Here is a 22,842-nt window from a genome sequence, read left to right as displayed (position 1 = left end):
AAATTTAAAGTTTAATTGAATAAGCTGATTAAAAAAGACTCCCCCGTATATGATCTAACGGGGGTAGTTCTTCTATTAAGTCGACTTACGCCGGCCTGGCTATATCCATTTGGCCTCGCTATGAATAGCAGGTTGGGCACTGGTGTAGTCTCTGTTGAGACATTATTGCCACAGACAGAACCCGTTAAGAATTTTTCATCCATTGGCCGATCGGTACAACGTTTGATGAGATAGATGACTGGGGAGGAGATATTCAGATGACTAGAACAAGAATGTGGTTAAAACCTATTTTGGTTACCATGGTTGTTATACCTTTGGTATGTACAAGTGCTTTCGGTTTCCGGTCTCCTGTTTCAGCAGCGCCTATGCACCAGACCAAGATTGTTGTGAATAACGCATCCAAAATACCATCCCCAGAACCGGGAAAGGTCTCTTACGACCAAAACGGGTTCGATGCTAACGGAAGAATGGTGGCCCAATTCGGATCGCCAGTTATTGACGGTAATATGGATAAAGTGTGGAGCAAAGCTAAAGCGGTTACACCTAAACATGTGTCAGACAACCTCGACACTTCGGTAGAATTTAAGGCTTTATGGGATGATCATGCACTCTATATTCTTGCAGAAGTTAAGGACAAAGACTTATCTGCACAATCTGTAACACCGTATATGCAGGATTCCGTGGAAGTATTCCTTGATGAGAACAATAACAAGACACAAGAGTATGGTGTGGACGATTTGCATTATCGGGTAAATTATGAGAACTTCCAGTCTATTGATAACGGCAAACCCGAGCAGATCTATTCATCTGCGAAAAAGGTGCAGGGTGGATATGTCGTTGAAACAAGGATCGCACTCCAATCAAAACCGGAAAACGGAAAAGTGATGGGCATCGAGCTGCAAGTGAATGATGCGAAGGGATCGGAGCGAATCGGGACCATTAATGTTTTCGACTCAACAGGCACCGCCTGGAATGATACAGGGAAGTTTGGAGAGGTTTTGCTTACCGGCAAGAGCAAGGGGGATATCAGCGGTGTGAATCCTTATGATCTTTTGAATTTGGTCAAGCATACGATCGAGATGGATTTTAATCTGTATAAAAATGCAAATGTCGTACAAGATGCCATGATGAAAGTTGTCTCCGAGCACGTTCTGGACAATCATAAGATCACTCAAGAACAAATGGATCAACAGTATACTGCTTTGCAAAATGCAATCGGAAAATTGGAAATGACAGATGAAGCGGCAAACGAGAAATATTTCGAAGCGGTTCCCAATGAATATCGCGTCCAGAGCGAAAAACCGGGGACGATCCAGAGTGTAACGTACAAAGCACCTAATTTAGTGAACGGAATGGACGACAAGAGAGTGAATGTTTATCTTCCTTACGGATATGACTCCTCGGATAAAACGAAGAAATATAATGTTTTGTATCTGATGCACGGCGGCGGAGAGAATGTGGATACGATCTTCGGCGGTCCTGGCCAGAGTAAAGAGTTGAAGATCATCATAGATAACATGATTGCAAAAGGGGATATCGAGCCTCTTATTGTGGTAACCCCTTCCTTCTATGGCGGCACCAATGACACGGCTACATTCCACGAGGAACTGATTAATATTGTGCTTCCCTTAGTGGAAACCGAATTTAACACCTACACCGAATCGGCAAGTCGGGACGACTTAAAAGCAGCCAGAGCACACCGGGCCTTCGGCGGGTTCTCCATGGGTTCCGTAACGACCTGGTATACTTTTGTTCATGGGCTTGATTACTTCAAGTACTTTATGCCATTAAGTGGTGACAGCTGGGTCGTGGGCCAAACAGGTGGAGGCAGTAAACCGGTGGAAACGGCAGAATACCTGGCCAAGGCTGCAAAAGATGCCGGATACGGATCGAAGGATTTCTATGTATTCAGTGCTACAGGCAGTGCGGATACCGCTTACCCTAACTTGAAACCTCAGATTGATGCCATGAAGCAACTAACAAATACCTTCGTCTATTCATCGGATCTGACAAAAGGAAATTTCTACTTTATCGTAGCTGACGGCGGCACGCATGCTTGGTCTTGGGTGAACCAGTATATTTATGATATTTTACCGGATCTGTTTCAATAGGTTCATTTGAAATCTATGAGTATGAGATAACTGAATTTGGTATGAAAAGTGGACGCAAACGATTTTGCGTCCTTTCTTGTGTATGCCATATGTGGATGAGTACAACCGCATGTTGCGCTAACAAAGTAAAAAACCTCTTTCATCAATCTGCAGAAAAATGCACAACTGCACTAAATAACATCTTGTTGCGAAGAGGGTCGAACGTCACTTGATGCTGAACCTGCTTCACCCGCAGCATCAGCGCTTTGTTCATTCCGATTCGTTCTTCGATCGCTCGTTCCAGTTCCCGGAAGTCATAAGCCTGCAGGCATTCGACTTTGTCTTTGATAATATCGAGTGAAATTTCCATGTTTGTTTCAGGCCTCCTCCATGTCACGATTTGCAGGTACAAAAGCCTGCCGAGCTTTTATTGTAGAGGAGCTTGTCCGGTTCGGCAAGAGCAAACGAAGCGATCCTTTAAAACGATGGAGGCGGTCTGATTTCTATACTGGGGGGCCAAAACGAGAAGGTAAAGTTATGCTTCAAATAATCATGAATAAACCCGTGCTGAAAATCAACTAAAGACGTGGTAAAATTGGTGGAGTGATCAATGGAGAAAAGGTATAAGTGAAGAAGAAGCAAGGGCATCAAAATGTAAATTGCAACGAATCTGCTAATGTAAATGATACGATTGCAGATGTATGGCTTACGATTTTTTATTATTAATGAGGACAAAGATTGTCCTGCTATATATAGAGGAGTTTCTAATATGAAAGAAAATTTTTGGCTTGATTTACCACGGCCATTTTTTATACTGGCACCGATGGAAGATGTGACGGATGTTGTGTTTCGTCATGTCGTAAGCGAAGCGGGCAGACCGGATGTGTTTTTTACGGAGTTTGCGAATACAGAGAGTTACTGTCACCCGGAGGGGAACAAAAGTGTGCGCGGGCGGTTGACGTTTACAGAAGATGAACAGCCGATTGTGGCACATATTTGGGGAGACAAGCCGGAGTTCTTCCGCGAGATGAGCATCGGAATGGCGAAGGAAGGCTTTAAAGGCATCGATATTAATATGGGCTGTCCTGTTGCGAATGTCGCTGAGAATGGAAAAGGAAGCGGTCTGATCTGCCGTCCTGCGCTTGCAGCAGAGATCATTCAGGCGGCCAAAGCCGGTGGCTTGCCCGTCAGTGTCAAAACTCGCCTCGGGTTCACCGAGGTGGACGAATGGCGCGACTGGTTGACTCATATTTTGCAGCAAAACATTGTGAATCTGTCCATTCATCTGCGTACAAGAGAGGAAATGAGCAAGGTCGATGCACACTGGGAGCTGATCCCGGAGATCAAGAAACTTCGGGATGAGATTGCACCGAATACGCTGTTAACCATTAATGGAGACATTCCTGACCGTGAAACAGGCCTGAGACTCGTGGAGCAATATGGTGTGGATGGCGTTATGATTGGACGAGGCATTTTCCAAAATCCGTTTGCTTTTGAAAAAGAGCCAAGGGAGCATACCACAGAGGAGTTCCTTCATTTGCTGCGGCTGCACCTGGACCTGCATGATCAATATTCAGAGATTGAACCGCGTTCGTTCAGCCCACTGGCCCGCTTTTTCAAAATCTACGTCCGTGGATTCCGCGGGGCAAGTGAGCTTAGAAATAGCTTGATGAACGCCAAAACAACGACTAGAGTAAGGGAATTGCTCGATGAATTTGGTAGCAAGGATCATGATGGGGCAGAGGAAAATGAATAGAATACAGGAGGTCATATGTCCTGGAGTAAATTGAAGCAGCAACTGGAGAGTTTTCTTAGTCCCACGTTAGTTGGAACCGTCGAATACCGGGCGACCAGCTACCGCTATTTACCTGATAAATCTGGCAATTGTTATATTACTGTAGATAAAAAGAATGTACTCAACATGAGTGATACAACAACCCCAATCCGATGGTATCAGACGGAGCAGGAGATCAAGAGCGATTCGGAGATCATGATTCCTGTGAGCCATGAAGAGATTGAAGCCGTCAGAAAAGAAACCAAAGGGACCGTTCCAGAGGATCGTCTTCAAGTCATAGCAAGAAGCAGAAAAAGCACAGGACATGCAAAAGAGCTCCTGTCAGCACAGTCATCATTAAGTAAATCCAATTTTACCGTTGCAGCGACTACGTTTTTATCTACTTCGATAGAGGATAAACTGGAGAGCAACGATATCTTGTTGAATATTCTGGCTTTGATAGACAGACGAGTTGGCAAGAAGCGAATTCTAAATATGTCTGAGCAGATCAAGTTAAAGCATCCAGCTGTGCAGTATTTTTATGAGTTGCGGCGTAGAACGTTGTGAAAATTAATTAATTTCAATGACAGGCACCCTGTATCAAGGGTGTCCTAATGAACATTAGCTTAATAAGAGAATTGATGATCAGTAGACTTCAACCTGTGCATGTAGGAAAGTCTACTTTTTTTATTCGATTTTTTTCTGCTATAGCTTTTAACTATAACTAGTTATGGTATTTAAGTATCTCAGTCAGCCTCGTTCTGCATGATATGATAATGGTATACAACGAGGGGGTTTTGACATGACTGATAAGTTCCAGATCGTAGGAAGTTTGTTGCGTCCTGAAGAGCTGCTGACATATAAAACGCAAATTGAACATCGTGATGATATCCAGTATCCATTCTATGAAAGTTTTGAAGGTTATGAGAAATGCGAGACTGAGGCCATCAAACAAGTGGTGAAAAAGGAAATCGAGCATGACCTGTCGATCATTACAGATGGCGAGTTCTCCAAATCGATGTGGCATCTGGATTTTGTGTGGGGCTTTGGTGGAGTTGAGCGTTATATCGCAGACCATGGCTATTTTTTCCGTGATGTGGATGGCTCTTCAAAATATGAAACACGTAAAGATATTGGCCTGCGCATAACTGGCGAATTGAGCGGTAAAAATCATCATTTCATTCAACTGTTCAAACAGCTGCAAGACACGGCGGGTGACCAGCAAACGAAACTTTGCGTTCCGTCGCCATCCCATATTTTTGGAGAACTCTCCTGGTCGGATAATATCGGCGGTAAGGACGCTGTTTATCAGAACATTCAGGAGCTCAAAGCGGGTCTTGTGAAGGCGTATAAGGAGTTTGTGGAGGAATTCGCTGCGGTAGGCGGTAAAATCCTGCAATTCGATGATTGCTTGTGGGAGCTGTTTGCAGACGACAACCCGAACTCTCCGTTTACGGGGGAGCATATTAAGCAAGAGGAAGTACAGGGTCTCGCCACCGAATTCATTTATATTAATAACACGGTGATTGACTTTGGTCATAGCCTGGGCTTGAAAATGTGGACACACAACTGCCGTGGCAACTATGATTCCCGCAACATGGGAGGCGGATCTTACGCGAAAATCGCTAACCTGTTCCTGAAGCAATTGAAATATGATCGTTTCTTCCTGGAGTGGGATGATGATCGTGCGGGTTCTATCGAAGCCTTGGAGGTGTTCAAGGACAGACCGGAAACGGAAATCGTATTAGGGCTGTTGTCATCGAAGACCAATACACTGGATGATGAAGAGCGCGTAATCCGTTTGCTTGACGAAGCCTCCAAAATTATCGATAAGGATCGCCTGTTGCTTTCGCACCAATGCGGCTTTGCATCCTGCGATGGCGGTAACGAACTAAGCGAAGCTGAGCAATGGGCCAAAATCGTTCAAGGTCAGAAAATTGCCAAGCAATACTGGGGCACCACCGTCTAGGATTCAGGTTGAATATGTTGTGACTGTATAAACGCATTGCCCATTCAAGAGTGTTCTGTACGATAATAAAACGGCGACTTTTCCTCTGGAATCCGTTCAGGGAGAAGCCGCCGTATTTGTTTGGTGTTGGAACGTACGTATGGATATGTTCTCATTGCTATAATTTTTTTGAACTAATGATGAGGCTTGATTCATTATTTCTGCTGTTCACGCTGTGCCAGCCATTCCTTTTTTAACAAAGCATATTGATACGTATTCTCGTATTTCGGTGTGCCGTCCTCATTTTTGACAAATGAAATGAACTCCAAAAAAGACCTTCCCGGCGCATGCCCAGCTTCTCACAAAGCTTCTGGGAACGGAAGTTGTCATCCTCGACATAAGCGTACAGTCTTCTTATTCCCTGTTCCATAAAGAGATGCTCGATGAAAGCACTGGCGCTTTCACTCGCGTACCCTTTCCCTTCAAATCTTCCATTAAAATTCCAACCAATACTATACGTATCGGAATTCGAATCCTTATCCGTATTGGAATCCCGATCTTCCCTCATACCAAACAGCTCACCGATCAGCTCGTTACTGTCTTTCAGGCAGACCGCGATGTAGGAATCGTCACTGCTTCTTTTTGCAACCTCAGCCGCCGCGTCTTCCAACGTTGAAATCCGATGATCCATAAAGCAGTTCACTCTTGGATTTGCTGTGTATTCCAACAGTCCTGCTGCGTCCGCTGCGGTGAAATTTCGCAGGATTAATCGATTGGTTTCAAGGGTTTGCATGAGATATACCTCCGGTTTCATATCCATAGATTGGCTTCGTTCATGTTGAATCTCTTTTTATTCTACCAGGCTCACTATTCTTTACTATAGGAGGGGATAGCTTTGGGTTTGGATTTAGGTTTGGCTTTGGTTCTGTCTGACCGGGAGAATAATCTCACCAATTTCTCCCTATACATATAGCCGATTACGAACCCGATCACTGCGATAACAGAAATAATAATGGCAAGCGTGTATTGTTGCATATGAATTGTGGACCCTACAGCGGCAGATGCGATGATCCACGGCAGACGACCGACGATAAGGATCGTGAAGAATCTAACCGAACGAATCGATGTAAGAGCGGCGACAAATACAAGCATGTCTTTGGGCAAGCCGGGAATCACGAAAAAGATAAATAAAAAAGCAGAAAACTTCTTCTCATCATGAATGAAGGACATCCACTTATTATTTTTCTTTTGCAGCAGCCGTGAAATATAAGCGCGACCGATAAAACGCGTGAAATAAAAGGCGATCGCTGAGCCTAATATCAAACCTACAGTGGTATACAATGAACCAATGGCTGTACCGTAAATATATCCGCCTGCGACTTGTACAACTTCTCCTGGAATAGGTGCAACCACGATCTGAAGAATCTGGAATAAAATAAACATAACCGGGCCCCAATGACCTGTTGAATGAATATACGCTCTGAAGTTGTCCAGGGACGACATGGTTTTAATAATGGCAGGAGAATAATAGACCAGTAGACCAATGGACATTATGATTAACAGACCCAACAATACGTTAATCATTACTTTTTTTGAAGGTTGTGGCATAGCTGACGACCCCTTTGTGTAATGACCTCTACATATTTAAAGTATAAATCGAAATTATTAAGAGATACCTACATAACTTCTGAAGAATTCTTAAGTCGATTGGATTTGCTGGTAGTCGCTAATAGCGCATATTATACTGAAATTAGACGGAGGGATCAGATGAGCAAGAAAATCCTAATTGCTGATGATAACAGTGAAATTCGTGAAATTGTAAGGATTTTGTTGGAGAGCGAGAATTATGAAGTGATTGAAGCGATAGATGGTCAAGATGCGATTGATAAAGTGAACGAAGAGACGGATCTCATTATTTTGGATATGATGATGCCCAATAAATCGGGGCTGAAGGCGTGTCTGGAGATTCGTGAAAAAACAAGCGCACCGATCCTGTTTCTCACGGCGAAAACGCAGGATTCGGATAAACAATTGGCCTTTTCCTCAGGCAGTGATGACTTTTTGTCCAAACCCTTCTCCTATACAGAACTCGTTTCGAGGGTGAAGGCTTTACTGCGGAGGTATTATGTTTATCGGGGCAAGGAGAAGACAGAAGAAGCGGACCAAATTATCATTAAGGATCTTAAGGTCCATCAGGATGCAAAAAACGTATTTATTGGCGAGAAGGAAATCTCGTTGACGGATATTGAATATCAGATTCTACTGTTGCTGGCTAAGAAACGACGAAAGGTATTTTCCGCGGAAAATATCTATGAGAGTGTATGGAAACAACCCTACTTTTATACGTGTAATAACACGGTGATGGTTCATATTCGTAATTTGAGAAGTAAGCTGGAAGATGATCCGCAGAACCCTAAATATGTGAAGACCGTTTGGGGGAAGGGGTACAAAATTGAATAGATTGCTCATCGGAAAAAAACTGAAGCTCAAACTGGTTCTCGCCATAGTTATTTCTTTGATGTTCTCCATCTGTGCGTTCATTGTGTTACAAGTTGTTGGCGAGACTGCATTGGATAGTTATTTAAGCAAATCCACTTTTGTAGAGAATCGGCAGCGAGATGCACTGAATCGATTCGAAACCTTCGTGAGTAACCAGAACGTGTCAACCCGTGATCATGAGCAATTGTCTGCTTGGATAAGTCATGAGCGCTACTTAAATCTGTATATTTTTGCAAAAGACCAATTGATATATTCCTCCAACACGGAGATTGATCCTGCCATTAATGAAGAGCTGTTAACTCAATTCGTGCCATCGAAAATACCGGTTACCACCATTCATTTCGCTGATCGGGATGCCCAAATCTATCTGGTTGGTTTCTATGAATATCAATACTACAACCTCATTCTGATTCTTGGTGTATTCTTCGCGCTCATTGTATTCATTATTTCCTTCCTGCTGATGATTAACAAAAAGACGTCGTATATTGGTTTGCTAGAACGTGAGATCAAAATACTGGAAGGTGGAAATCTGGATTACAGCATCACGGTGTCGGGGAAGGATGAACTGTCTTCGCTTGCCTTAAGTATTGATGAGATGAGAAAATCATTTGTGGAGCGACTCAGCAGCGAGGAGAGAGTGAGAATGGCCAACCGCGAGTTGATCACAGCGATATCTCATGACTTGCGTACTCCGCTTACGATTCTGCTGGGATATATGGACATCATAGAGCTTAACAAGTTTAAGACACAGGATGATCTGTTGCAGTATATCCATAACAGCCGAGAGAAAGCATATCAGATCAAAGCGCTGTCGGACAAACTGTTTGAGTATTTCACGGTATCCTCTGCTGCGGAAGAAGAGGAAGTGGAATTTGAAATGTATGAGGGCAGAGCGCTTATAGATCAACTCATTGATGAGCAGTTGGTGGTCTTGGATCATGTCGATGTCCAGGTTCAGCCGGATGCTGATCATCCTAAATTTTTGCTGGAGATCAATCTGGTGGCTATACGGCGTGTATTTGACAATATATTTTCCAATATTAAGAAATACGCGGATACCTCATATCCTGTTCTTATCAAGGTAGCTTTGCAGCAACAAACGGTCTTGATTGAAATAGTGAATAAGATTAAACCTGTAGATAAAAAGAAAGACAGCAACGAGATCGGGCTGATGAGTTGTCAGAAAATCATAGAGCAGCATAGCGGCACGCTGAGGATATCGCAGGAAGAAGGTACCTTTTCACTGCAAATCGTGCTGCCCGTCATCCAAACAGAGCAGACTCACCTTAAGACGTTATGAAAATGAACCAACCAACGTTGGACAAGGAACGAGTGTTCATGAAGCTGGACTCGAAGGGATACTCTGACAGGATGAAGCGGATAGCGCTTCTGTGACATCTGACTTTGTAACATTCCACCATGCATGCAACAACCTATTGAAGGGAGAAATATAGATGACAACAAGCCCAATGGATGAGAGGGAGTTATCGCCAGAACAACGCGAGGGACTGCTCACCACCTTGAAAGCCCGTTTTGAAAAAAACATGAACCGTCATCCAGGTATGGAATGGGCCAGCCTGGAAGCCAAATTTGAGGCTCAACCTGAAAAACTGTGGTCACTCCATGAAATGGAGAGGACTGGCGGCGAACCGGATGTTGTGCATTATGACAGCAAGGCAGACGAATATACTTTTGTGGATTGTTCAGCGGAAAGTCCCAAGGGACGGAGAAGTGTCTGTTATGACCGTGAAGCGCTGGAGTCAAGGAAAGAGCATAAACCACAGAATAGTGCGGTTGGAATGGCAGAGGACATGGGCATTGAGCTTTTAACAGAAGAGCAGTACCGGGAGCTGCAGAAGCTGGAAAACTATGATTTGAAATCGTCGAGTTGGGTGACAACACCTGCTAATATTAGAAAACGGGGCGGGGCCATTTTTTGCGATCGTCGCTATGATACGGTGTTTGTCTACCACAATGGAGCAGAATCTTACTATGGTGCAAGAGGATTTCGCGGATCGTTAAAGGTCTAAATTATTAAGCCCACTAAACCTAAATAATATCACCTATGTTTTAAGCTCAAGTGGTATGGCGACTTGAGCTTTTTTGTTTTGGGCATGGATACGTATACGAATAAAGCAGTAGTACTCTATAGAAATTTTATACAATCGAAGTACCTGTAAGGTATCCTGTTCGGATATACTGAGTGTATAATTTTGGTAGTTCATAATACATAGACTAATTGAGGGGTTCAACACATGAATAGTGAATATAAAGATAGAATGGATAGAGTGATCCAATATATTAGGCAAAATAGTCATCAAAAGCTCAACCTCGATATGTTGGCTGACGTTTCAGGTTTTTCAAAATATCATTTCACAAGAATATTCACATCGTTGGAAGGTGTGTCTCCAATAGCATTTGTAAATCGAGAGCGTTTACAGAAGTCTGTATATCTTTTGGGTGAAAACAATAGAACCATATTAGAGATATCTAATTATTGCGGCTTTGAATCGGTATCCGCCTTCAATGCTCTCTTTAAGAAGCACTATGGTAAGACCCCAAGTGAAGTTCGAAATAACATCAGAAAACATAGCAATTATCCCTTACATTTTAGCAAGAAGCAAGAAGAGTTATCTCCGTTGGATGATTACAATGGAAATGGAAGAAATCATCTTTTAAGGAGGGCTTGGGGGAAAATGATAACCATCAAGGAACTTCCAGATTATGAAGTGGCGTATGTCAGACATGTGGGGAGTTATTTGCATACTCATGTGGCATGGGAGAAGTTGGGGCGCTGGGCAAGCGAGCAAGGAATTACTCCGACTGATCATTATTATATTGGGGTGTCTTTGGATGATGGAAATTTCGTCGAAGAATGGGCTTGCCGATACGATGCTTGTGTAACATTGCCCCCTGGATTTGAGAAGTTTCAACATCAGGGGCAAGTAGAATTTAGAACGCTATCTGGTGGAATGTACGCTGTATATCCATTCTACGACACCATTGATCAATTCGTTCTCGCCTATGAAAATGTATTTGGCTTATGGTTGCCGAATAGTGAGTATGATGCCGATGACAGACCAAGCCTTGAGTACTGCATGAATGATCCGGCGAAGGATGAGCAAGGGAAATGCAAAATCGATTTATGTATTCCGATCAAGAAGATATAGGGATGTGACAGAATGAATTTGGATGCAGTTTATGATCAACTTCCGATCCTAAAATCAGATGAACTGGTGTTGAAAAAGATTGAAGATCAGCATGTTAACGAAGTTTATGAAATCTATGATAATGTCAATGTGTTTGAATACTGCGGTATCATACCCAAACACAATAAAGAGACTGTGAAGAAGATGATTGGGCATTTCGAGAGAGATTATCATAAGAGATCAAGGGTGAAGTGGGGGATATTTGCCAGTAATGAACCCGATCGGTTGCTTGGCATTATTGAAGCCGTCGATTTCAACCTGAAAGTGAATATGGTGACGATTGGTTACTTTTTAGCAGAATCTCAATGGGGGAAGGGAATTGCGACCCAAGCGGTAGGGATGTTGCTCGAATTTTTGTTTATGAAGGTTAACGTTAATAGGATTCAGGCAGAAGTGATGCCTGCAAATGAACATTCGAAAAAGGTGTTATTAAAAAACGGTTTCATCCATGAGGGAACGCTTAGACAAGCTACCTTATGGTCAGGTAAAGGAATTGTCGACTTGGAAATTTACGGTATGCTAAGAAAAGACTATGCAATCACATCATCAATACTCAATGGTGGGGAAGACGCGCAAACAGGCGAATGAAAAAATGGCTCAACCATCACACTGTAAAAAGAGAGCCATGCGTCAGCATGGCCCATACATATATTATGAAAGGACAGGCTCATTTCTTAAACAGCATGTACATTCTGCTTCTTGAAATATTGATCCATTAGAAACGCGAGCATCGGTTCAGGATCTGCCTTCTGTAATTGAGACTGATCCCCGAATTCCATGAGATACGGCTGAGCAGTGGTGCAAGGAATCCAATGAGGCATCAGATTTCCGGTGGTATCTGGGCCGTTCGGGTCACCGGTAGCAATAAAATTGGACAAATAATTGCACATCTGGCGGGCCAGATCATAATGTTTACCCACGAAAGGGCGCCAGCATTTGGCGAGTGTTTCGAAGAAAAACCACAGATCGACAGAGTGGAAGGTACCAGGCTGGTCCCAGCCGGGAATCTCGGCGTCGAAGTTGTAATAGTAGAGCGGCGTTTCAGATGGATGACCGCTATTCGCACGGATGGCGAGCAAGATGGCATGCTGGATCATGCGGACAGAAGCTTGTTGCAGGGCATGCTCGAATTGACCGGTATCGGCCTCGCATAGCTGCAAAAAGACAGGAGCATCCTCGCCGAAAAGCTCTACAGCCATCTGCTTCAGTTCATCCAGATTGTCTGCAGCGGGACGGGTCCAAAATTCGGAAGAGGTATGCCCCAGCATCACGGGGATCGGCTCGCGTTCCTGCTGAATAAAGCGGGTAAATGGATCACCTGCGCAGAATTGATCGTCGATGACGGTTCCCCAAAAGCCTTTGTATTCCAGGGCTTTGTCACGCAGATATTCGGCATCCAGTTGTCTGGCCTCAGCCAGAGAGGATACGCCAAGGAAGCGGAAAAATTCAACGCCTTCCTGCTCTGCATCCCGCAGTGTGGTGCGGACCGCAGGCACGCGGACCTTCGGGTACAGCTCGGTAGCGATGCCGCTCATGATGACGGCTCGCTGGAACAAGCCTTTATTTTGTGGAGAGGTCATCTGGCTGAGCACACTGCCTCCGCCTGCCGACTGCCCACCAATCGTGATCTGGTCAGGATCACCGCCAAAGGCGGCAATGTTGCGTTTGACCCACTGGGTACCTGCTTGCTGATCGAGATGTCCGAAGTTGGCCGGTGCATGTGGAGATTCGGCACTGATCTCGGGGTGACACAGGAAGCCGAAGGCATTCAGGCGATAGTTAATTGTGACGACGACAATGCCTCTGCGGGCAATTCGCTCGCCATCAAATTCCATTTCGGCAGTGTTCCCGACCTGAAGGCCTCCCCCAAAATACCAGACAAAGACAGGCAGTTTCTCATCTGTTCGTTTGGCGGGTGTCCAGACGTTCAGATACAGACAATCCTCGTCCATAGGCAGATCCGGATCAACGGCCCATTCGCGGGTATAGATGTTGTTATCGTCTATGACCGTTTTGGCTTGCATGGAGGTGGGGGCAAAGTCAAAAGCTTTCAGAGTGCCATTCCAGTTGGTCTGCGGCTGTGGAGCGCGCCAGCGATTCTCACCTACAGGAGGTGCGGCAAAAGGGATTCCCTTAAAGCTGGTAATACGCGGGTCCGCTGCGGGCAGTCCTTGCACTTGTCCGTGTTCTACCGTTACCATTCTAAGCAACACAACATTCTCCTCTCTGGATTTAGCGTATATCAATCATGCCGATCAAAGACGTGTGGATGCGCTTACAATTATGTGGGGCGCATTGCCCTCTATTTCCATAATAAGCAACTTGCAGCGATGTTTCCAGTACCAAACGATAGTAAATAGGTACACCGAACGCCAGAACAGGGCGTCTTCAGAAATGGGGGAATCAAGGTTGAATCCGATTTGGCAAGAGAGCAGCAGAGCAAGTCATTTGTATTTTATCAGCGGCGGTCACAAGCCAGCTAACCTTCACCAATGGGGGCCAGGAGTACGTGACGTGTATGCGCTGCACTATATTATTCGCGGCCAAGGGACGCTTGAGACGGGCGGCGACGTTTTTCGGCTGGGTGCGGGGGAAAGCTTCATCATTTTCCCGCAAAAAGAGATCTACTATTACCCGGACGCGTACGATCCGTGGGAGTATGTCTGGGTGGAGTTCAGCGGAGCTGACGCCGGGCGTTTGCTGGAACTGACACAGCTTTCAGAGGTACAACCCGTGCTGACGAAGGCGCCGGAGACGCTGCAGCCCTTTTTTCATCTGGCGTGGAACGCGGGCGTATCGCACTGCGAAATGCTGCGGGCGGATGCTCGTTTACGTCTGCTGCTCTCCTATTACATGGAATATTATCCGAAGGAGCCGCAGGTGGACACCAAGGATTATGTCTGGCTGGCCAGAAAGTACATTGAGCAGAATTATTGGAAGCCAGCCTTGACCGTCACGGAAATCGTAAAGGCAGTCAATCTGGAGCGCAGCTATTTGTTTCGACGGTTTAAGGGAGCTACCGGCAAGTCTGTGTTGGAGTATATTACATCGTGCCGAATCCGGCGTGCCTGTGAACTGCTGAAGACGTCGGGCTTGCCCATTCAATCGGTGGCTTACTCGGTAGGCTACAATGATCCGTTATATTTCTCCAAAGTATTCAAGAAAGCAACATCACTTACGCCATCAGCGTACTTGATGCTGCATGCGGAACCAACAGAGCTTCAGCGGAACAGAGCGCAGTTGCCGGATTCCCGAAAATAACGAATCAGCCTCTCAATAGGCTCTCGCCCGCAATTCAGCTTCTTGCCAAGGCAGTCGATGCACGAAAATTGCTGGGCAGAGCGGGATACCAGCTTCAGGTAGATAGCCACATCGTCCGCCGCAAGAGGAACCTGACAGGACTGGCACAGGCGGTTGCTGACCATCTACTTCACCAGCTTGGCCCGGACAATGAGGCAATCATGTGCTGCAACAACGGGAGCGAAGCGTTCGCGGAACACGCCCAGTTCCTTATGCTCCCAGCAGTCGTACATTGACAAGGCATAACCGGCAGCGTAAGGCAGACCCATATCCCAAAATTGCAAAGACAATTCCCGCTGGCTATCACTCAGATTGAAGAAACCGATGGCCAGATCGCCGTCTGTCAGCACTTTCACGAGCATAAATACATCGTCTGTGTGAAACCATTGTGGCTCCGGTTTAATACGGTAAGCTCCGCGTGCCTCCATATCCTGATTGATGGCGATCAGGTCGGGGTTCAGCAGAATATCCTTCGTGACTTGGTTAGCCTTACGCACGTCACATCCAATCATCAATGGTGAACCCATCATGGACCAAAGCGAGAAGTGAGTTTTATACTCAATGTCGTTGCATCCGCCGATACTGCCAATATAATCATTGTTGCTTCCACCGTACATACCCACAATCAGCATGTCCATGTCGTTATGGCAGAAAGAGCCGGTGTAACTTTGCTTCCCCAATTGGGACAAGGCAAGTTCTTTTACTGAATCCCAGTTGTCGCGGATATCCCCGGTAGAGCGGTACATATGAGCCCCCGATTCCCGAATCCAATCGTATACATCGTCGGCTCCCCAGTTGCAGGCGGAGAAGAGGATATCGCGTCCGCAGTTTTTGAGCGCGAGGCTCATCCGCTTGTACAGCAGCTCGCCTGAGATATGGCGCGGCTTGAAGCAGTAATCATACTTCAAATAATCAACTCCCCATTCGGCAAAAAGGGCGGCATCCTGGAATTCATGCTCAAAGCTGCCTGGATACCCGGCACAAGTATGCGTGCCAACGCATGAATACATACCGAACTTCAGTCCTTTGCCATGAATATAGTCGGCGAGCGCTCTCATTCCGCTTGGGAATTTCTCGGGATCTGCTACGAGATTGCCGCTTGCGTCCCGTTCTTTCAGGCTCCAGCAATCATCGATTACGATGTACTCGTAGCCGGCGGCCAGATAACCTTCCGATACGAACACATCAGCGACATCCCGAATTAATTGTTCGTTAATATCCCACGTAAAGGTATTCCACGAATTCCAGCCCAGGGCGGGGGCAAATCCTAACATTTGGTTGCTGCTCATATTTCGCATCCTTCCTCTTCTCAGTATCGTTAGTAGAACTAAACTGAATTTAAACGATGAACACCCTTTCCAGCCATAGCTAGACGTTGCTTGGACATGGACATATGATGCTCTACTGGTGGAAGCAGCTTTCCCGATCAGACAAGTGGCAGATATTTAGAATGTTGTCGGAATAAGCATAAGAAAGGAGAAATGTCCGCCTGCGAAGAAGTTATATTCTTTTAGGTGTCTTGTGCGAATTCTTTCTGAGCTATCCATTTGTTGGCCCAGGATGTGTACGGTCATCCGTCCTCTAACAGAATGAGGGATAAGGAGTGAGCAGATGATTTATTTAAGCAATTTCAAACTGTCTTCGGAAATTTCCAGCAATCCCAATATATATCCTGATCATGTATTCAAGCATATGTCAGGGGAAGCCCTTTTTTTTGATCGAGTTACGGTGCTCTATGGCAGCAACGGTTCTGGCAAATCCACCTTGCTGAACGTAATCGCCAACAAGTTGGGAATCTCGGGTTCTGAACGAATGACAACTTATGGACATAACGCCTATGTGCAGCGTTTTCTGGATATGAGCCATTATGAGCTTGGGCGTGATGAACAGGAGCGTGTCATCCGGCAACTGCCGGAAGGGAGCCTATACATCAAGTCAGAGGACATTTTGTATGAAATTAAGAAAATTCAGCAAGCAAATGCGCTCCGCGAAGGACTGTTGTATGAACAGATTCAGCAAGGAATGAGCAAAGCCGAGACAGAAGAGTTAGAGCATTCCTATGCTTTTAAGAAAAAACTGGATAACATTCAGTTTTCTCAGGAAAAATACTCTAATGGGGAAACCTCCATGCAGTTTTTCGAAGAGTACCTGCTTCCGGGCCAATTATATTTATTGGATGAACCAGAAACGTCGCTTTCTCCTGCTAACCAAATCAGGCTGGCAGAGCAAATCAATGAGTTGGCGCGTTATTTTGATAGTCAATTTATTATTTCGACGCACTCGCCCTTTGTTTTGGGGACGCTTCATGCTAAAATTTACAATCTCGACGGAACGATTTTGCAAACGGCAGAATGGTTCGAACTGGACAATGTGCGATTTTTCCACCAGTTTTTCGACAAACATAAGCGTCTGTTTGATTAGGCATAAAAATTTAATAGGGTTAAGGGGTGTTGGGAATTGAATCTGGATGAAGTAATGCAAGAGCTGGAGGCACTGGGCAAAGAACGAACAAAGAAAATATATATGTCCAATGGCGCACATGAACCGCTTTTTGGGGTGGCAACCGGAGCGATGAAACCCATGGCGAAGAAAATTAAAAAGGATCAACCTTTGGCTGAGCAGCTTTACGCTACGGGGAATTATGATGCAATGTACTTTGCTGGCGTAATTGCCGATCCCCAAGCGATGACGGAAGCTGATTTTGACCGTTGGATCGACGCTGCTTATTTTTACATGATCTCTGATTTTATCGTTGCCGTCACGTTGGCAGAGACGGATATTGCTCAAGAAGTTTCGGATAAGTGGATCGCGAGCGGAGATGAGCTGAAAATGTCAGCAGGATGGAGCTGCTACTGTTGGTTGCTTGGTAGCCGACCGGATAGCGAATTCTCCGAAAATAAAATGATGGAGATGCTCGAACGGGTGAAAAAGACGATTCACGAATCTCCGGAACGAACGAAATATTCGATGAACAACTTCCTGTACACCATCGCGACATCCTATCAACCGCTGCACGATCAGGCAGTGGAGACAGCTAAGGCCGTGGGACCTGTTGAAGTCGACAAGGACAAACCTAAGAGCAAGTTCCTGCAAGCTTCCGAAAATATTCAAAAGGCAGTGGATAAAGGGCGAACGGGGTTCAAGCGTAAATATGTAAGATGCTGATGCTTTCGCCTTATCGTCAGTTTTGGCATAGTGAACATGTGAATAACATGGCTATGCTTTGGATTGAAATCCACAATCACCATGTTATAATAAGGACAGAAACAGCTTATAATGCAAAGAGAGCCGTGCGCTAACACGACTCTCCGATGCAATAGCCGCTTTTAAGGGCGGTGGGCTTAACAAGCAGGGTACCGACTAAATAGACCGCATCCCTTAGCCAGAGGGCGGTCTATTTGTCTTTATTGGACAGCAGCGCTACAAGCAGCAAACCGAAGGTAAGCATTAGCATAATTGTTTCAAATACTGTCACAAGGCATCACCTCCCTCCCGGGAGATTAGCCGACAGCCCATATAAGCCTTTCCATTGCTCTGTGAGTATACCATATTTTTCTTGGAGCTAATAGATGACAATAATTCGTTTTCATAAAAGTCTTGGCGTGATCATTACCCAATACAGTGAATGTGAAAATAGCGTTACGGTGGCTAGTATGAAGAATTATTTAGTTGAAAACAAATAAGAGAAAACACGCCATTTATAGGCGTGTTTTTATGTTTACCCCTGCATACTTCTAAGCATTTCTTTGGCTTGCAGCCTGCCCGCCGCGAGGAAGCTGTCGCTTAGTTCAGGATCACTAACAGACCGCGCAAGAACAAGCGAGCCAACCATGGTACTGAACAGTGCACGACCTTTGGACACATCCATATCTGCCAGATTGGAGATAAAAGCAATCATCCGCTCCAGTTCATGAGTGAACACCTGCCGAACCTCTTTGGAGGAGCGGGAGATTTCGCCAGAAAGTGCAGGAAAAATGCAGCTCATTTCTGTTTTGTCGCGGTGATAGGGACTGAGATAATAATCGATGACTGTATTGATTTTGGGATTCTGCTCTTCCTGATCAGCGACTTTCTGAAGAAGTGCGATGGTATCACTGATGGCATATTCACAGGCTTCGGCGACCAACTGTTCCTTGTTGTCAAAGTGTGAGTAGAACCCTCCATGAGTCAATCCGGCTCCCTTCATAATGAACGGTACACTGACGTCCTGAATACCATTGGTGCGAAAAGCCCGAGCCGCACTCTCAACAATTTTACCTCGTACTTTTATTTTATGGCCTTTGGGATAGGGCATTATCATTCACTCCATAATTTTATGATTCTGCTTTTTAAAATATTATAGTCATCATAATAAAGCTTGTCAATTTGGCGACTGAATATCTGTTGCTTTACAAAAGGGTTAATTACGGTTGTTGACGGCCTTAAAATATGATGGTTATAATATATTATGATCATCATATTTTAAATTGACTTCAAAACGGGAGGTATCAGGATATGAGTAAACTTGAGTCTGTAGATACGTTAGTTATTGGATCAGGTCCGGGAGGATATGTGGCGGCGCTTCGTTCTTCGCAACTGGGAATGAAGACGGCAATCGTCGAACGTCACCAGCTCGGCGGGGTCTGCACGCATGTGGGTTGCATACCATCCAAAGCATTGATTGCGGAATCACATCGGCATGATTTGTTCAGACGGTTCAATCAAGCTGACGCGGCAGCGACATTTAAGATTGCTCAGCATTTCAAGCAGGGGGTTGTGAATAAACAGGCAGGTGGCGTCCGCTATTTGTTAAAGACTGCGAATGTGACCATTCTCGAAGGAGAGGCCAGTCTGGTGGATGAGCACACAGCGATGATCCATCAAACTGGACAGGAGCAAAGCATTTCTTTTAAAAACCTCATACTGGCAACGGGATCTCGTCCGATTGAGCTGCCCGCATTTCCGGTTGGAGGTCGCATCTTGTCTTCCACAGAGGCACTGTCTCTGCAGGAGGTTCCGAGTAGTCTGGTTGTGATCGGCGGAGGTTATATTGGGGTGGAGCTTGGACAGATGTATGCGAAATTCGGAACAAAGGTAACGATTTTGGAGGGTGGAGCACAGGTATTGCCCGGATTCGAGGCGGAACTTGCAGCCCCGGTAGTCAAACAATTAAAGGCGGACGGCATCCACATCGTAACCGGAGCGATTGCCGAAAAGGTGGAGCACAATGCGGATTCCATTACACTGCATTATTCAAAAAATCAGGAGCAGCAACAAGTTACAGCAGAATATGTATTGGTCACAATCGGCAGGAAACCCAATACAGACGGCCAGTTAGGACTGGAACGCATAGGTTTGCCCGTAACGAACAAAGGACTGGTTGAGACGGATGAACAGTGCAGAACGGTTATCCCTCACATTTATGCCATTGGAGATATAACAGCAGGTCCGGCACTCGCTCACAAAGCATCTTACGAAGCGAAAGTAGCAGCAGAGGCCATTGCGGGTCTCACCTCCAAAGTGGATTACAAGGTGATTCCGCTTGTTGTCTTTTCTAATCCAGAGCTATCCAGTGTTGGAGTAAGTGAGACGGAAGCCAAAGCACAGGCCATTCCGGTGGTTATCGGAAAATCTTCTTTTGGGATCAACGGAAGAGCATTGGCGTTAAGGGAAACCGAAGGTTTTGTGAAAATAGTGGTTGACCCGACTTCAGGAATTGTCATTGGTGCGCAAATCGTTGGCGTGGAGGCATCCACACTGATATCGGAGCTCGCACTTGCAATTGAAATGGGCGCAACCGTAGAGGATCTGGCCATGACGATTCACCCTCATCCCACTTTGGGAGAAGTGATCATGGAGGCAGCCGAGAACGCGGTCACCAAAATGAAAAAGCAAAAATAGTCAGCAAATTTAACCATACACGAGGATTGGGAACGGGAGAGATAAAAGAATGAAGATAAAAGCAGGTTTGTATATCGGAATTGCGATGGTGCTCATTGTTGGAGGTTCACTTCTGGCTGTTAAAGGGAAGGATGCTGTAAGTCAGGCTGAGAGCAGGAAACAAGGCATACTTGAGGCAGAACAAACGACTTTATTTTATCAGAATAGTCCTGGGGCAATTGTAGAGGCAGGTGCTTCTGCAGGTGACTCCGTGAAAGAGGGAGAGGTGCTTTTCAAAGTGAAATCAGCTGGGGAAGGAGAAGTGGATGTACTCGCGCCGTATGATGGTTTGGTTGACCGAGTTACTGTAAAGCAGGGAGATCAAGTGCAAGCAGGAGTGCCGCTGGCGGTTCTGCAAAAGAATAATTACTATACGGACCTCTACATCCAGGAAAGTGAAGTTCAAAAGCTTGAAGTGAATCAAAGCATTGATGTTCATTTTCCGTATTTGGATCAGCCAGCACAGTTGAGTGGGGTTGTTACTTCCATCTCATCTGCCCCACAATTCGCGAGCTTGCGCATGTCACGGGAAAAAGGGCAAGCTGATCTAAGTATGTTTCTGGTCCGAATATCGATGGATTCGAATGCTGATCTGCTTCCCGGGATGACGGCAGAGGTGAAACTTGATGAAATCACTGATTGACGAGTGGAAGTACGTCGTAGGAAGTAAGTATATACGGCTAATTTTTATTGGGCCAATGATTGCAGCCCTATTTTTTGGTTTAATGTTTTCGCAGAATCAACTCAGTAAATCACCAGTTGTGGTCATTGATGAGGATCATAGCGAATATTCACGGCAGTTGATCTCCAAAATAAATGCCTCACCATATATGAGCGTCAAAAGTGTGTATGCGAGCCGAATGAGTCCGGAAACATTGCTTGCCAATGAGCAGGCTGTTGCGGTCATTATGCTCCCCAATCATTTGGTAATGCGTCAACAACAAGGGAAATCGACGAATATCGGCATATTGATGGATAACACCATGCCCTCGGGGCTAACCGGAATCCGGACCGCAATTCAGGAGATCATCCAGACAGAAAATATGACCCTTTCCATAACACGTCTGATCCAGAAAGGGATGGATGCCGAAACAGCTAAAGGAATCGTGTCACCGTTATCCCTTCAGCAGCGTATGCTGTTTAATCCAACCTCCAGTTATGTCGGTTTTATGGTGCTAGGATTTGTGAATATCGTAGTATTGATGATTACGACAAGCGCAGCGGGCTCGATTGCACCTCGGCTTCGTCAGGAAGGAAAACTGTTTGCAAACGGAAAGTCACCTTTCCAGCTATGGATTCGGTCTGTACCTTACGCAGTGTTAAGTTCACTTTCGCTGCTCTTATCCTATGGATTGTTAAAGCAGGTGGGAGGAATGCGATTTGAAGCGGAGCCTTATCTTTTTATTATCCCACTGGTTATTTATTCCTTCGCCTTGTCACTCATGGGTATGTTGATTGGATACACAGCCAAAGACATATCCAAAGTCAGCCTACGAACCAGCTTTGTATTGTATCCCTCCTTTCTGGCTACGGGAATTCAACTAACGCCGCTGGCATTTCCAGTACCATTCCAAATTTTCGCATGGGCTTTACCGATGAACTGGCTTAACCGCCTGATTCGCGGGATGGCTTTTCGGGACGGAGCACTTGCAGCCTACAGTCAGGAGTTGGGGGCATTGCTAATTATTATTGGCGTTGTGTCCTTGTTCATGGGGTTACTGTTTTTGCGTGAAGGGAAGAAAGTGTCTCCCAGCCGTGAACCCCTATTGAATGGAGATATGTTGCCAATCAGCAGTTAAATGAAAAGATAAGCAGTAAAACGAGAACAGACGCACAGGAAACATTCCTGATGCGTCTTTCTTTTTAGTTACCGCAGATGACATATAACGATAAAGGTCCTTTTATATAAGTTCAATTAACATTTTCACGATAACGGAGAGGACAGAAATAACCTGAAGAAGCGAAGCGTTCGCCTTTATCCCCGGATTTTACCATTAAAAAAATCAAAAAAATCTGGGGATAACAGTGATCGGAAGGTTGTTCTGTCATCGGCGGAGTACCCGTGGAAATATTCTTTAGTTGAACTTATATAGCGAAGGTTTT

21 protein-coding genes and 1 pseudogene are annotated in these 22,842 nt (G+C 45.3%); 15 read left to right on the top strand and 7 right to left on the bottom strand.

Annotation, left to right across the window (positions count from 1 at the left end; translation table 11 throughout):
- Nucleotides 1-257 precede the first annotated feature (257 nt).
- Nucleotides 258-2,111, top strand: coding sequence for a sugar-binding protein (locus tag HW560_RS01215; protein WP_218834985.1), 1,854 nt, complete (start codon nt 258-260; stop codon nt 2,109-2,111).
- Nucleotides 2,112-2,253: 142 nt separating this feature from the next.
- Here HW560_RS01215 and HW560_RS01210 read toward each other — a convergent pair whose 3' ends face one another.
- A complete protein-coding gene (locus HW560_RS01210; RefSeq protein WP_179261612.1) occupies nt 2,254-2,460 on the bottom strand; it encodes a DUF2536 family protein in 207 nt (68 codons plus the stop codon).
- Between the two features lie 399 nt (nt 2,461-2,859).
- On the opposite strand from HW560_RS01210, the gene HW560_RS01205 reads away from it, so the two are divergent.
- The 3 genes from HW560_RS01205 to HW560_RS01195 all read left to right on the top strand — a co-directional run bounded on the left by HW560_RS01205 (nt 2,860) and on the right by HW560_RS01195 (nt 5,833).
- Nucleotides 2,860-3,846: a tRNA dihydrouridine synthase gene (locus HW560_RS01205; RefSeq protein ID WP_179261610.1), complete on the top strand. Its 987-nt coding sequence runs from the start codon at nt 2,860-2,862 to the stop codon at nt 3,844-3,846.
- Nucleotides 3,847-3,861: 15 nt separating this feature from the next.
- The gene (locus HW560_RS01200) at nt 3,862-4,431 is read left to right on the top strand and encodes an SF0329 family protein (RefSeq protein WP_179261608.1); all 570 of its coding nucleotides are present in this window, start codon (nt 3,862-3,864) and stop codon (nt 4,429-4,431) included.
- A gap of 235 nt (nt 4,432-4,666) precedes the next feature.
- Nucleotides 4,667-5,833, top strand: a complete 1,167-nt coding sequence (locus HW560_RS01195; protein ID WP_179261606.1) for a uroporphyrinogen decarboxylase/cobalamine-independent methonine synthase family protein — start codon at nt 4,667-4,669, stop codon at nt 5,831-5,833.
- Between the two features lie 194 nt (nt 5,834-6,027).
- Here the strand turns inward: HW560_RS01195 and HW560_RS01190 are convergent.
- Both HW560_RS01190 and HW560_RS01185 read right to left on the bottom strand, forming a co-directional pair.
- Nucleotides 6,028-6,605: pseudogene (locus HW560_RS01190) on the bottom strand (GNAT family N-acetyltransferase).
- A gap of 74 nt (nt 6,606-6,679) precedes the next feature.
- Nucleotides 6,680-7,420: a TVP38/TMEM64 family protein gene (locus HW560_RS01185; RefSeq protein WP_179261604.1), complete on the bottom strand. Its 741-nt coding sequence runs from the start codon at nt 7,418-7,420 to the stop codon at nt 6,680-6,682.
- Nucleotides 7,421-7,579: 159 nt separating this feature from the next.
- On the opposite strand from HW560_RS01185, the gene HW560_RS01180 reads away from it, so the two are divergent.
- The 5 genes from HW560_RS01180 to HW560_RS01160 all read left to right on the top strand — a co-directional run bounded on the left by HW560_RS01180 (nt 7,580) and on the right by HW560_RS01160 (nt 12,108).
- On the top strand, nt 7,580-8,272 hold the full coding sequence (locus HW560_RS01180; protein ID WP_090904840.1) for a response regulator transcription factor: 693 nt from the start codon (nt 7,580-7,582) through the stop codon (nt 8,270-8,272).
- A complete protein-coding gene (locus tag HW560_RS01175) occupies nt 8,265-9,611 on the top strand; it encodes a sensor histidine kinase (protein WP_179261602.1) in 1,347 nt (448 codons plus the stop codon). The genes HW560_RS01180 and HW560_RS01175 overlap by 8 nt, the downstream gene beginning before the upstream one ends.
- Before the next feature lie 169 nt (nt 9,612-9,780).
- The gene (locus HW560_RS01170) at nt 9,781-10,341 is read left to right on the top strand and encodes a DUF4256 domain-containing protein (protein ID WP_179265713.1); all 561 of its coding nucleotides are present in this window, start codon (nt 9,781-9,783) and stop codon (nt 10,339-10,341) included.
- 225 nt (nt 10,342-10,566) lie between these two features.
- Nucleotides 10,567-11,481: an AraC family transcriptional regulator gene (locus HW560_RS01165; protein ID WP_090904838.1), complete on the top strand. Its 915-nt coding sequence runs from the start codon at nt 10,567-10,569 to the stop codon at nt 11,479-11,481.
- 12 nt (nt 11,482-11,493) lie between these two features.
- Nucleotides 11,494-12,108 (top strand): GNAT family N-acetyltransferase, encoded by a 615-nt coding sequence (locus tag HW560_RS01160; protein ID WP_090904837.1) that lies wholly within the window; start codon nt 11,494-11,496, stop codon nt 12,106-12,108.
- A gap of 86 nt (nt 12,109-12,194) precedes the next feature.
- Here HW560_RS01160 and HW560_RS01155 read toward each other — a convergent pair whose 3' ends face one another.
- Nucleotides 12,195-13,721, bottom strand: coding sequence for a carboxylesterase/lipase family protein (locus HW560_RS01155; RefSeq protein ID WP_256222523.1), 1,527 nt, complete (start codon nt 13,719-13,721; stop codon nt 12,195-12,197).
- A 208-nt stretch (nt 13,722-13,929) separates the two neighbouring features.
- Between HW560_RS01155 and HW560_RS01150 the strand changes: the two genes are divergently transcribed.
- The gene (locus HW560_RS01150; protein ID WP_179261600.1) at nt 13,930-14,781 is read left to right on the top strand and encodes an AraC family transcriptional regulator; all 852 of its coding nucleotides are present in this window, start codon (nt 13,930-13,932) and stop codon (nt 14,779-14,781) included.
- Between the two features lie 164 nt (nt 14,782-14,945).
- Here the strand turns inward: HW560_RS01150 and HW560_RS01145 are convergent, their stop codons facing one another.
- Nucleotides 14,946-16,109, bottom strand: a complete 1,164-nt coding sequence (locus tag HW560_RS01145; protein WP_179261597.1) for a glycoside hydrolase family 27 protein — start codon at nt 16,107-16,109, stop codon at nt 14,946-14,948.
- Nucleotides 16,110-16,431: 322 nt separating this feature from the next.
- On the opposite strand from HW560_RS01145, the gene HW560_RS01140 reads away from it, so the two are divergent.
- Nucleotides 16,432-17,241, top strand: coding sequence for an AAA family ATPase (locus HW560_RS01140; protein WP_179261594.1), 810 nt, complete (start codon nt 16,432-16,434; stop codon nt 17,239-17,241).
- Nucleotides 17,242-17,277: 36 nt separating this feature from the next.
- On the top strand, nt 17,278-17,985 hold the full coding sequence (locus HW560_RS01135; RefSeq protein ID WP_090904831.1) for a DNA alkylation repair protein: 708 nt from the start codon (nt 17,278-17,280) through the stop codon (nt 17,983-17,985).
- Nucleotides 17,986-18,214: 229 nt separating this feature from the next.
- Here HW560_RS01135 and HW560_RS34345 read toward each other — a convergent pair whose 3' ends face one another.
- A complete protein-coding gene (locus tag HW560_RS34345; protein ID WP_371129208.1) occupies nt 18,215-18,295 on the bottom strand; it encodes a putative holin-like toxin in 81 nt (26 codons plus the stop codon).
- A 243-nt stretch (nt 18,296-18,538) separates the two neighbouring features.
- Nucleotides 18,539-19,114 (bottom strand): TetR/AcrR family transcriptional regulator, encoded by a 576-nt coding sequence (locus HW560_RS01130; protein ID WP_179261592.1) that lies wholly within the window; start codon nt 19,112-19,114, stop codon nt 18,539-18,541.
- Nucleotides 19,115-19,314: 200 nt separating this feature from the next.
- Between HW560_RS01130 and lpdA the strand changes: the two genes are divergently transcribed.
- The 3 genes from lpdA to HW560_RS01115 are packed head-to-tail and all read left to right on the top strand — an operon-like array spanning nt 19,315 to nt 22,538.
- The gene (lpdA, locus tag HW560_RS01125; protein ID WP_179261590.1) at nt 19,315-20,700 is read left to right on the top strand and encodes a dihydrolipoyl dehydrogenase; all 1,386 of its coding nucleotides are present in this window, start codon (nt 19,315-19,317) and stop codon (nt 20,698-20,700) included.
- A gap of 49 nt (nt 20,701-20,749) precedes the next feature.
- On the top strand, nt 20,750-21,382 hold the full coding sequence (locus tag HW560_RS01120; RefSeq protein ID WP_090904828.1) for a biotin/lipoyl-containing protein: 633 nt from the start codon (nt 20,750-20,752) through the stop codon (nt 21,380-21,382).
- The gene (locus HW560_RS01115; protein WP_179261587.1) at nt 21,366-22,538 is read left to right on the top strand and encodes an ABC transporter permease; all 1,173 of its coding nucleotides are present in this window, start codon (nt 21,366-21,368) and stop codon (nt 22,536-22,538) included. The genes HW560_RS01120 and HW560_RS01115 overlap by 17 nt, the downstream gene beginning before the upstream one ends.
- The last annotated feature ends 304 nt before the right edge of the window (nt 22,539-22,842 follow it).

Source organism: Paenibacillus sp. E222, from assembly GCF_013401555.1.
In the GTDB taxonomy this organism is placed as follows: domain Bacteria; phylum Bacillota; class Bacilli; order Paenibacillales; family Paenibacillaceae; genus Paenibacillus.
This window is presented reverse-complemented; position numbering and strand designations above follow the sequence as displayed.

What these genes read in the sequence shown, in the direction of transcription:
- HW560_RS01185 (WP_179261604.1), bottom strand. Translation starts at nt 7,420, where the DNA reads ATGCCACAACCTTCAAAAAAAGTAATGATTAACGTATTGTTGGGTCTG.
- lpdA (WP_179261590.1), top strand. Translation starts at nt 19,315, where the DNA reads ATGAGTAAACTTGAGTCTGTAGATACGTTAGTTATTGGATCAGGTCCG.
- HW560_RS01145 (WP_179261597.1), bottom strand. Translation starts at nt 16,109, where the DNA reads ATGAGCAGCAACCAAATGTTAGGATTTGCCCCCGCCCTGGGCTGGAAT.
- HW560_RS01180 (WP_090904840.1), top strand. Translation starts at nt 7,580, where the DNA reads ATGAGCAAGAAAATCCTAATTGCTGATGATAACAGTGAAATTCGTGAA.
- HW560_RS01170 (WP_179265713.1), top strand. Translation starts at nt 9,781, where the DNA reads ATGGATGAGAGGGAGTTATCGCCAGAACAACGCGAGGGACTGCTCACC.
- HW560_RS01120 (WP_090904828.1), top strand. Translation starts at nt 20,750, where the DNA reads ATGAAGATAAAAGCAGGTTTGTATATCGGAATTGCGATGGTGCTCATT.
- HW560_RS01160 (WP_090904837.1), top strand. Translation starts at nt 11,494, where the DNA reads ATGAATTTGGATGCAGTTTATGATCAACTTCCGATCCTAAAATCAGAT.
- HW560_RS01155 (WP_256222523.1), bottom strand. Translation starts at nt 13,721, where the DNA reads ATGGTAACGGTAGAACACGGACAAGTGCAAGGACTGCCCGCAGCGGAC.
- HW560_RS01115 (WP_179261587.1), top strand. Translation starts at nt 21,366, where the DNA reads ATGAAATCACTGATTGACGAGTGGAAGTACGTCGTAGGAAGTAAGTAT.
- HW560_RS01205 (WP_179261610.1), top strand. Translation starts at nt 2,860, where the DNA reads ATGAAAGAAAATTTTTGGCTTGATTTACCACGGCCATTTTTTATACTG.
- HW560_RS01165 (WP_090904838.1), top strand. Translation starts at nt 10,567, where the DNA reads ATGAATAGTGAATATAAAGATAGAATGGATAGAGTGATCCAATATATT.
- HW560_RS01200 (WP_179261608.1), top strand. Translation starts at nt 3,862, where the DNA reads ATGTCCTGGAGTAAATTGAAGCAGCAACTGGAGAGTTTTCTTAGTCCC.
- HW560_RS01130 (WP_179261592.1), bottom strand. Translation starts at nt 19,114, where the DNA reads ATGCCCTATCCCAAAGGCCATAAAATAAAAGTACGAGGTAAAATTGTT.
- HW560_RS01195 (WP_179261606.1), top strand. Translation starts at nt 4,667, where the DNA reads ATGACTGATAAGTTCCAGATCGTAGGAAGTTTGTTGCGTCCTGAAGAG.
- HW560_RS01210 (WP_179261612.1), bottom strand. Translation starts at nt 2,460, where the DNA reads ATGGAAATTTCACTCGATATTATCAAAGACAAAGTCGAATGCCTGCAG.
- HW560_RS01140 (WP_179261594.1), top strand. Translation starts at nt 16,432, where the DNA reads ATGATTTATTTAAGCAATTTCAAACTGTCTTCGGAAATTTCCAGCAAT.
- HW560_RS01215 (WP_218834985.1), top strand. Translation starts at nt 258, where the DNA reads ATGACTAGAACAAGAATGTGGTTAAAACCTATTTTGGTTACCATGGTT.